This is a genomic window from Desulfococcus sp. (assembly GCF_050178255.1).
GTDB classification, from domain to species: Bacteria; Desulfobacterota; Desulfobacteria; order Desulfobacterales; family Desulfococcaceae; genus Desulfococcus; species Desulfococcus multivorans.
Genome location: NZ_JBFXGG010000171.1, coordinates 1 through 4,614 on the forward strand (window position 1 = coordinate 1; position 4,614 = coordinate 4,614).

Sequence of the window (4,614 nt, forward strand, 5' to 3'; positions counted from 1 at the left end):
CCGCGTGCTCCGGGACGGGACGTGGCCGTCTGCTTCGACGACGGCGCGGCAGCCGTCACCCGCATCCCCATCGGCACCTGCGCCCTGAACGAGCGTTCCTCGAAAGACTGAAGACTGAAGACTGAAGACTGAAGGCTGAAGACTGAAGACTGAAGGCTGAAGGCGTATGTCTGAAATCACATAACCACATAACCACATAACCACATAATCACATAATCACATAATCACATAAAACCATAAAACCATAAAACCATAAAACCATAAAACTTTAACACCCTCCTGAATAATGTGGGTTCACGTTCAGTAGCCGCGGTCGGGATCGACGACGTATTTGAGGGGGCGGCCCGCCTTGAAGCGGCGGTAGTTCTCCAGGAAGATGCCGACGATCTCCTCGGCGAAGCTGACGGCGGCCTGATGAGGGGTGATGAAGACCTCCGGCAGGGTCCACAGGGGGCTATCCGCCGGAAGCGGCTCCGTTTCGAAGACGTCCAGCACGGCGCCGCCGATCCGACCCTCCCGCACGGCCCGGACAAGGGCCTTCTCCGACACTACGGGGCCGCGGCCGACGTTGATGAGCAGGGCCGTGGGCTTCATGGCCGCAAAGGCCGCTTCATCGAACAGCCCATGGGTGGCGGGGGTGAGGGGGAGGGTGACGACCACCACGTCGGCGCCCGCGAGAAAGGCGTGGAATTCGTCCGGGTGAAAGAGGCGGTCCGCCTCGGGACAGGCTGCCGGCCGCAGCCGATACCCCCAGACCGTCATACCGAAATGGCGGGCCGTTTTCGCCAGGTGACGGCCGATGTCCCCCATACCGCAGATGCCCATCCGTCTGCCGGCCAGGCGCTGGTAGGGGATCCTTTGCCATACCTGCCGGACCTGGTTTTCCCGGGCCTTGAAAAGGCCTCGCGCCAGGGACAGAACATAGCCGAAGACATACTCGCTCATGGCGGGGCCGAAAACGCCCTCGACCCGGGTCAGAGCGATCCGTTTCGAGGGGAGGGGGAGCAGGGCGTCCACGCCGGCGAAGGTGGATTGGAACCATCGAAGCGCGGGGGCCTCTGTCAGAAGTCCCGCCGCCAGGTCGGGGTCGCCCAGGACGATGGTCGCCCGGCGGACCGCCTCCCGGGCCGCCTCCGGGCGTTGAAAAACGTACCGTTCCATGGTTTCCGGACATTTGGACGCCAACAACCGGTCATACCGGGCTGCGCTTCGGGACAGGATGAGAAGGGTGTCGGAAGAGATTGTCATCTTCTGCCTTTCATTGGGGTCAGTCCGAGAGGAGGACCACCGAATGGCTGTTGAACACCACCCAGATCGCGTCTCCTTCCGCCAGGGCCAGACGCCGGGCGCTTTCGGTGGTCACGACGGCGCAGACCGCGGTGCCGTCGGAGATCCGGACGATGCATTCCGTGTTGATTTCACCGGTCGTGATCCGCTCCACGCGCCCCTCGATCCGGTTGTCGGCGCTCCATCCCCGGGGGTCGTCCCCCTGATGGAGCATCACCCAGGGGGCCTTGATTTCGGCCGTGATGAGCCGTCCCGGCCCCAGCTCCAGCCGCTTCAGGCTGTCGTTGGTGATCACCGTGGTGATGCGGTGCCCCCCCAGGGTCAACATCTCGACGCGAGACTGGATATCGCCCTGTTGAATCGTCTGAATCTTGCCGAAAAAGGCGTTCCGGGCGCTGGTGCTGCGGGCGGATTCCTTTTCCATGAAGTGCCGGGTCGCCTGTTGGATCTCCGCTTCGGAAAAGGCGACGTAGGCGCTTGTCAGATTGGGCGTGCTATGACCCAGAAGCCGCTGAACCACCGGAAGCGGCATATGGTTCTGCATCCATTCCACCGCCCGGGACTTGCGGAGAATCTCGGGCGCCCCCAGCTGCTTGGGGATCCCGCAGGCTTCGGCGCGCTCATAGAATTTGCGCCGGACAAAGCCGGGGTCCATGTCGAGCAGTTGTCGCGGCCCGTCTTCGGCGGCGGATTCGGCGATGAGCCTTTGGATCTCCGCAAGGAGGGTTTCGGAGAGCTGCACCTGCCGCGGCGGGCGGCCCAGGCGCACGAATCGGTCTTCAAAATCGATGTCCCGGGTGGGATCGAGGCCCAGCACCTCGCTCAGTTTTCCCCCGGAGTATCGGATGATCAGAAAGATGAGAAAGATGCGGCGGCGGGACCGGCGCACGTCGCGGCGCGGTGTCGCCGTGATCCACTTGCGAAAGGACTGCTCCAGTGCATCGAGCTGGATCGAGTCGAGGGTTTTGTCCGGGTCCGGCATGGGGCGTATGCGACGGGCGGGGCCTTCTTCCGGCGGGGAACCCGTCCCGGTCGCCTCGGATGCTTTCGGTTTCATGCCTTTCCGTGTTTTCATACGCCCTCGATGATGCACCCTGTAATGAATCCTGTGGGTGTGGGTCGGGCCGGCCGAAGCCGGTGCATTTCGCCCATGAATAGAATAGCCTTGACAAATTTTCAAGGGGCCGGTATGACTATCACGATAAATAATATAATCGTGTTGATTTGTCAATAAAGCCGTCAACAACCCGACGGGCGATGCCGTCGCCCGTCCAAAACGATTTCGGAGAGCGTCATGAACATGCATCAACCGATCCTGGAAGAATCCGGTGCCGCCGGCGCGCCTTGGTGGCGGGCATACCGCTTCAACCGGATGGAGCTGGCGGGCTCCCTGGGGGATCTGGGCACCATCCTGCCCCTGGCCGTCGGCATGATCCTGATCAACGGCCTCAGTCCGCTGGGCCTCTTTCTGGGGGTGGGGCTCTATTATGTCTTTGCCGGCCTATACTTCAGGGTCACCAGCCCGGTGGAGCCCATGAAGGTGATCGGCGCATATGCCGTGGCCACCGGCATCACCGCGGGCCAGATCCAGGCGTCCAGTCTCTGGATATTCCTGTTCCTGCTGGTCATCGGCGCGACCGGCATCATCACCCTGATCGGCCGATACATCCCCAGGCCCGTGATCCGGGGGGTGCAGCTCTCCACCGGCGTTCTCCTGGTGACCCAGGGCGTCAGGCTGATCCTGGGCACGTCGGGCTTCCAGGCATTGCGGCAGGCGGCGGAGCCGTATCTTGCCGTCCAGGCCCTGGGGCCGATCCCCCTGGGATGGGTGGTGGGGGGGATTCTGGGGGTTCTCACCCTCATCCTCCTGGACAACAGGCGCCTGCCCGCGGCCATCGTCGTGGTGGGGGCGGGCATTCTGACCGGCCTCTTCCTGGGGACGGGGGAGGGGCTCGGTGGGATGCGGTTCGGGATTTACCTGCCCGATCTCCTGCCCTACGGCATGCCCTCCTCGGGCGATTTCACCTTCGCCCTTCTCGTGCTGGTGCTGCCGCAGATTCCCATGACCCTCGGGAACGCCGTCATGGCCAACGCCGATCTCTCCCACCAGTATTTCCCCCGGGAGGGCCGCCGGGTCACCTACAAGGCGCTCTGCATCAGCATGGCCCTGGCCAACCTGATGAGCTTTTTTCTGGGGGGCATGCCCATGTGCCACGGCGCCGGCGGCCTCGCCTCCCGATATCGCTTCGGCGCCCGCACCGGCGGGTCCAACCTCATCATCGGCGCGGTCTTCATCGCCCTGGCGCTTTTTCTGGGGGAACATCTCATGGGCGTCATCCATCTGCTGCCCATGTCGGCCCTGGGGGTGCTCCTGATCTTTGCCGGCGCCCAGCTGGGCCTCACGCTCCTGGACATGAAAACCCGAAAGGAGATGTTCGTGCCGCTCCTGGTGGTGGGCATCACCCTGGCCGCCAACCTGGCGGTGGGATTCCTGGTGGGCATCGCCGTTGCCTATGCGCTTAAATCCGAAAGGCTGAATGTTTAGGCTGATCGTTTAGGCCGAAGGCTGAAGACTGAAGGCTGAAAGGATGCATCTGTGACGTAGGGAACGTTTAGGTTCTTTCAGTCTTCACTCGACTGTCGACTTTCATGATGGTGACCGGCACCGGCCTATGAAAGTCGAGTCTTCAGCCTCTGATATTCCCTTCCTTTGATACCGCTATGTGGTCACGGTCCGACCCTTTGTGACAGAATTTGTCGGTTTCGCAACAAAATTTGGAAGACAACACCCTACCGTATCCGATCAAACCGCCACCCACATCCTTCGCTGATCCGTCGGTTTTTCCAGCACCATCCGCCTCAACCCCCATCGTGAATGCCTGTCCGGCGCCTCAGGCCCGTTTGCTTTCTAATAAAACCCTATAAAGGCATGCATATTGCTGATCTACACGGCGACTGAAGGGTATAAAAATAGTTATTACAAGAGAATGGATATAATGGGTTTCGTCTCTAACATATGCAGGCCGCAACGGTTTGAGATCCAGGCTTCACGGCAGATTGATCGTTGATGAAATCAGCGGCTCCGGCGCGGGCCGTATCCTTCCGGCACCGGCATATGACAGTCGAAAGTTGCGTCATATTATGTCTACCTATGAAAAGAGAGGATTGAATGAAACAGGTGAATACGAATTCAGGCGGTCTTTATGTGAACAACATCGGCGAGTCTCGACCCGGAAGGTTTTCCCCTCCGTCGGATACGCTTTTGCAGGCGTATGGCGAGGACAGGCGAACACCATGGTTTTTTGCGTTGTTGAGCATGTTGACGCT

The 4,614-nt window shown here is 60.9% G+C and carries 4 protein-coding genes; 2 read left to right on the plus strand and 2 right to left on the minus strand.

Annotated elements, in window-relative coordinates; translation table 11 throughout:
- Positions 1-300 precede the first annotated feature (300 nt).
- Positions 301-1,248: a D-2-hydroxyacid dehydrogenase gene (locus tag AB7S84_RS16595; RefSeq protein WP_020875306.1), complete on the minus strand. Its 948-nt coding sequence runs from the start codon at positions 1,246-1,248 to the stop codon at positions 301-303.
- Positions 1,249-1,267: 19 nt separating this feature from the next.
- Positions 1,268-2,344: a TOBE domain-containing protein gene (locus tag AB7S84_RS16600; RefSeq protein ID WP_428155863.1), complete on the minus strand. Its 1,077-nt coding sequence runs from the start codon at positions 2,342-2,344 to the stop codon at positions 1,268-1,270.
- A 237-nt stretch (positions 2,345-2,581) separates the two neighbouring features.
- Here AB7S84_RS16600 and AB7S84_RS16605 point away from each other — a divergent pair, with 237 nt between their 5' ends.
- Both AB7S84_RS16605 and AB7S84_RS16610 read left to right on the plus strand, forming a co-directional pair.
- On the plus strand, positions 2,582-3,832 hold the full coding sequence (locus AB7S84_RS16605; protein ID WP_428155865.1) for a putative sulfate/molybdate transporter: 1,251 nt from the start codon (positions 2,582-2,584) through the stop codon (positions 3,830-3,832).
- Positions 3,833-4,344: 512 nt separating this feature from the next.
- A partial coding sequence (locus AB7S84_RS16610) for a hypothetical protein (protein ID WP_428155867.1) occupies positions 4,345-4,614 on the plus strand: 270 nt, incomplete at its 3' end.